Origin of the sequence: Microbacterium sp. (assembly GCF_039812165.1) — a bacterium.
Taxonomy (GTDB): Bacteria; Actinomycetota; Actinomycetes; order Actinomycetales; family Microbacteriaceae; genus Microbacterium.
Map to the genome: position 1 here is coordinate 1 of NZ_JBDIAB010000199.1, position 5,094 is coordinate 5,094.

The following is a 5,094-nucleotide window of genomic DNA, read 5'->3' on the forward strand; positions in this document are numbered from 1 at the left end:
GCTTCGATGCCGCGCTCACTCTGGATCTCTGCAGCGACAGCTCGCGCGCGGGGTGTGACCGTGTCAACGGCGGTGGTGATCGCCCGCGCGATCGCCTCCGGCGTCGGAGCGCCTAGCGTCACAGCCACCCCGAGAGCCTCAGCCCTGCGCGACCAGAAGTACTGGTCGCCGAGGAACGGCTTGATCACCTGCGGAGTTCCCGAAGCAAGCGCAGCAGCGACTGTGCCGACGCCGCCGTGGTGCAGGGCGGCGGCTACGCGTGGGAACAGCCACGAGTGCGGCGCATGGTCAAGGGCGAAGATGTCGTCGCCGTGGGTCGGTGCAAGCGCACCCGAACCGGTGGCGATGATTCCCCGCCGCCCCGCGGCGCGAAGGCCCGCAGCAAGGGCATCCGTGAGTTCGGTCGGGTGCTTGTGAACCATGCTGCCGAAGCCGACGTAGACGGGCGCTTCACCGGCGGCGAGGAACTCCACCACGCTCGCGGGCGGCGACCAATCGGACTCGGGGAGCCGCCAGAATCCGATTGGGGCGGCATCGGCATCCCATTCTGACGGTGGAGCGAGCAGAAGCGGACTCCACACGTTGAGGGCGCCGTGATCGTGAATGTGTTGACCCATGCCGACGAGCGGCGTCGTGAGCATGAGCTTCTCGCGTTGAAGCTGTCGCAATCTCTTTCGCCAGGGGGCTTCAATCGCGGGCACGAGCTTCCAGGTGCCCCGATTCAGGAATCGCGGAACGCGGACAGAGATGACCGGAGCTGAGAATTCTGCCGTCGGCTGGTACAGCGGAATCAGCTGGGCGGCGATAGCGGGCACGCCCCGATGTTCGGCGACCATCGGGGCGGCAAGCGTTTTGGGATGGAACACCACGACATCGGTCGGCACGTCGATCAACGTGGCCACGTCGATCAGGAATCGCTCGAACGCCGTGCGAACTTTCGATGCCCCTGCGATGGCCCGGACCGCGCCGCCCGTCACGACCGCGTCCTGGAGGTCGAGCAGGCTGTCGTCGAGCGCGTGGAATGCGACTCGGTGCTCCCCCGCCAACGTGGCGAAGCGTGCGGGCGCCGCGACAGTCGGGACATGTCCACGGTCGATGAGACCCCGCGCAAGCGCAATGAACGGTTCAACATCGCCCCGGCTGCCGGTGGTGATGAGCAGGGCTTTCACGGTGACACTCTCCCAAGCCGTGCGGCACGCGGCACCCCCGCATCGCTGAGCGATGCCCAGAACCGGTTGGACGCAATCACCCCCGCATAGCCGCCCCCGACGATCACGACCTCGAACGTCATGACACCACCTCCGTAAGCGGGGCGGGGGCCGCGTCCGCGGCCCGCTCCCCCGCGACCCGCCAGGCGAACTCCTCGAACGGTGTGGCCGGGCGCCCGAGCATCCGTTCGGTGACGGCGAGGTCGGCGGACGAGGTCGGCAACCCGTACGTGCGCAGGCGCCGCAGCGACGACATCCAGTCCTCGCGGCGATACCCGCTCACGTGCTCGTGGATCGCCGCTTCGAGCACGGCGTCGTCGTCCCCGGCGTAGCGCACCTCGTGCCCCAGGGCATCCGCCCATACCCGCGCGCACTCCGGACCGGTCAGCGACCGGGGCCCGACCACCGGGTAGCGGCCCGTGGGGAACGCCGCGTCCAGGAGCACGGTCGCGGCGATCTCGCCGAGGTCGCGCAGATCGACGCGGTTGAGGCCCTTCTCGCTGATCGGGTGCACGAACAGTCCGCCTTCGATCGCCCCGAAGAGCACCTCGTCGTTCTGCATGAAATTGCTCGGCACAAGGATGACCGGGCCAGTCGCCGACCGCTCGACCATCCGCCCGATCGCGAACTTGCCCCGGTAACGCGGCATGAGCAGTTCACACATCCGGCGCGCGATCCACCCCGCGAGCGGGTTTGGCGACGCCACATGGATGCCGGCGAACACCAGCCGCGCTCGCTCGCGTTCACACGCGGTCACGACGGCACGCATGAGCGCGACCTCGTCGACCTCATGCGGCGAGATGGCGAAGACCACGTCGACGCCGCGCACCGCGGCGCGCAGGCTCGCCGCATCGCGCAGGTCACCGACTCGGATGTCGAGGCCCTCGCGGTACGGCAGCTTCGCTGGGTCGCGCACGAGCACGCGGGCGTCCGCGCCGCGGCGGCGGAGCGCGCCGAGCACCTCGCGACCCATGAGCCCCGTGCCGCCGAGCACGAGGATGGTCCGGTCCGAGCCGCTCATCGCCCGCTCCAGAGCGGGTGGTTCGAGCGGATGACGTCACTCGGGTCGACGCGCCGCTTGATCTCGCGTAGGCGCGGTAGCGCGTCGCCGTAGATCCGCTCGGCAGCCGCCGGCGACTCGGTGAAGTTCAGGTAGTCCGACTCTGATCTCCACGGGGCCACCGCATCGAGAAGGTCGTCGAGTTCGCTGCGCACCACCGTCGCACTCTCTCGCGTGGGAGCCATACCGCCGGCGAACAGCAAGTACGCGCCGCTCAGGCCCGACACGGCACCACCGTCCTCCTGCCCTGGCGCGAGCGCTGCACCCAGCAACCGAAACTCGGCGGACAGGAGAGACGCGCCGCGCGGTGTCGCCGCAACGCTCAGAAACGCCTCCATCGCCTCGTGCGACAACTCTCGAACCAGCGCGCCGTCCCCGACGCCCGGAACCGGTCCAGGCGGGTCCATGTGCAGCGCGCTCAGCGCCGGCATCGGCGTCGGGGCGAAGGTGTCGATCTCGGGCTGCAGCCGGCGCAGTTCGGCGAGCAACGCGTCGGCGGCGGCCGGGGCGTCCTGTAGCACCGCCTCGACGATGACGAACGCCCGCCCGCGCATCGGCTCGGGCATGTCGGGGATCGGCGGGAACTTCATGACGCGCGCGGCGGTCATGACGGATGCCGGGAGGTCGACCGTCCATTCGCGCCACGCGTGCATGACATCGGCGGCTCGCTCGATCGGCCAGAACAGCGCTCCCGAATACACGCTGGCCATCGGGTAGAGCCGGAACTCGAGCGCCGTGACGACGCCGAACGCTCCTCCGCCGCCACGCAGCGCCCAGAACAGGTCGGGGTCGGTCTGCTCGTCGACGCGGCGGAGCTCGCCGCCGGCGGTGACGAGTTCGATCGCGGTGACGCTGTTCGCGCCGAGCCCGTGCGAGCGAGCGAGCCAGCTCACCCCGCCGCCGAGCGTGTACCCGACGACGCCCACGTCGTCGGACGACCCGGCGAGCGCGGCGAGGCCGTGCTCCGCTGCGGCGGCGGTGACCTGGTGCCACAGCACACCCGCATCCACGCGGGCGATCATCCGCTCGGCGTCGATCGTGACCCCGCGCATCAGGTCGGTGCGCAGCAGCATGGTGTCGCCGAGGTCGCCGAGCGGCGCCGCGTTGTGCCCGGTGCCCTGCGCCGCGACGCGCAGCCGGTGCGCGACGGCGAAGCGCACCGCCGTGACGACGTCTTCTGCGTGTGCGGCACGAACGACGAGCGCGGGGCGCTGGTCGACGGCGAGCGCCCATGCGGCACGGTCGGCGTCCCACGAGGCATCCTGCGGAATCGTCACCGCGCCGTCAATGCGACGGTGCAGCTCGGACAGTGCAGGAGTGAGGTCGCGCGGGGCCTCGAGGGTCGTGACGTCGTTCATGTGTGTTCTCCATTCGTTCGATTGACGCGAGACCAGACTCGCCAGGCGGCGCGCGCCGGAACATCCCGCACTCACGGCGAATTGCGCACCCCCGACCCGGGTGCGGACATCACCCAACTATCTGGGGGTGACACCGCCGCGGCACCGAGAGGACAATCGAGGCATGCGGGAGTATCGGGCCGACAGCGCGCGTGCGGGGCTGGAGTCCCTCGCGCGCGCCGGGCTCGTGCTCGACGAGTACATGGACGAGGCGCTCACCCTCGTGCGCCGAGCCGTCCCGGCCGATGCCGTGTGCATCGCAACCGTCGACCCCGGCTCGGTGACGCTCAACGTGTCGCACCGGCACGACCTCGAGAACAGCGGCGGCTCGGACTTCTTCTTCTACGAGTACGCGACCGGCGAGGACTACGGCCTGTTCGCCGACCTCGCCCGGCGGCCGTTCGGGGTGGCGATCCTCGGCGAAGAGACCGACGGCGACGTTCGCAAGAGCGACCGATTCCGCAACGTCGTGCAGCCGCTGCTCGGCATGCAGCACGAGCTGCGCGGCGTCGCCCGTCGCCAGGGTGTGACGTGGGGCGCATTCGCCCTCTACCGCGGCGCCGACAGCCCCGAGTTCAACGCGGCCGAGGCCGAGTTCGTCCACCTGCTCGAGGGTACGCTCGCCGACGGTCTGCGCGCGGGGCTCGCCACCGCGACGGCGGAGTTGGCGCGTGCCGATCGGGGGCCGGCGATTCTCGTGTTCGACGCATCGGGAAAGCTGCAGTACGCGACGGATGCCGCGCGCCAACGCGTTCTCGGCTTCGATGGCGACCTCGGCTCGAACCTGACGACGCCGGTCGCCGCCGTGCTGTCGCAGTTGCTCCGCGGAGTCGAACACGTGCCGCGCCTGCGGGCGCAGCATCGCGACGGCACGTGGTACGTGTTCCAGGCCGCCCGCTTCCGCGACGGCGATGGCACCGTCGCCCAGTACGCGGTCACGATCGAAGAGGCGACCGCCCCCGAGATCGTGCCGCTGCTGATGTCGGCCTACGGCCTCACCCTCCGCGAGACGCACATCGTGCGTGCGCTGATGCGCGGATCGTCGACGCAGGCGATCGCCCAGTCTCTGCACCTGTCGCCCTACACCGTGCAAGACCACTTCAAGTCGATCTTTCTCAAGCTCGGCGTCTCGTCGCGCCGCGAGATCGGGGCGAAGCTGTTCCACACGCTGTACGACGACGTCACCCACTGAGCACGTCACGATCGTGGACGTACACGCTGCGGACCAGATTCGACGGGTACCCACCCTGTTGGGGAGCCTGTATGTCCGGATCGTGTCGGGACCCTCCTCAGCTGCAGGGACTGCCGTGCTCTGGCCGTCGGTATTCACCGATGGCCGCTCGTTCGACCGACTGGTTCCGCTGCTGTCGGCTCATCGGCGCCTCGTCGTCGTCGACCCGCCCGGGCACGGGCGGAGCGACCCGATGAC

At 69.9% G+C, this 5,094-nt stretch carries 4 protein-coding genes; 1 reads left to right on the plus strand and 3 read right to left on the minus strand.

The window, feature by feature from the left end:
- The 3 genes from WML84_RS12695 to WML84_RS12705 form a co-directional block, all read right to left on the minus strand.
- Positions 1-1,169 (minus strand): glycosyltransferase (locus WML84_RS12695; protein WP_347346506.1); only part of this gene is annotated, 1,169 nt, incomplete at its 3' end.
- Positions 1,170-1,287: 118 nt separating this feature from the next.
- Positions 1,288-2,229, minus strand: a complete 942-nt coding sequence (locus tag WML84_RS12700; protein WP_347346507.1) for an NAD(P)H-binding protein — start codon at positions 2,227-2,229, stop codon at positions 1,288-1,290.
- Entirely contained in the window at positions 2,226-3,626 is a 1,401-nt protein-coding gene (locus WML84_RS12705) for an FAD-binding protein (RefSeq protein WP_347346508.1), read from the minus strand. The genes WML84_RS12700 and WML84_RS12705 overlap by 4 nt, the downstream gene beginning before the upstream one ends.
- A 163-nt stretch (positions 3,627-3,789) precedes the next feature.
- Here WML84_RS12705 and WML84_RS12710 point away from each other — a divergent pair, with 163 nt between their 5' ends.
- On the plus strand, positions 3,790-4,857 hold the full coding sequence (locus tag WML84_RS12710; RefSeq protein ID WP_347346509.1) for a LuxR C-terminal-related transcriptional regulator: 1,068 nt from the start codon (positions 3,790-3,792) through the stop codon (positions 4,855-4,857).
- Positions 4,858-5,094: the final 237 nt, after the last annotated feature.

What these genes read in the sequence shown, in the direction of transcription:
- WML84_RS12700 (WP_347346507.1), bottom strand. Translation starts at nt 2,229, where the DNA reads ATGAGCGGCTCGGACCGGACCATCCTCGTGCTCGGCGGCACGGGGCTC.
- WML84_RS12705 (WP_347346508.1), bottom strand. Translation starts at nt 3,626, where the DNA reads ATGAACGACGTCACGACCCTCGAGGCCCCGCGCGACCTCACTCCTGCA.
- WML84_RS12710 (WP_347346509.1), top strand. Translation starts at nt 3,790, where the DNA reads ATGCGGGAGTATCGGGCCGACAGCGCGCGTGCGGGGCTGGAGTCCCTC.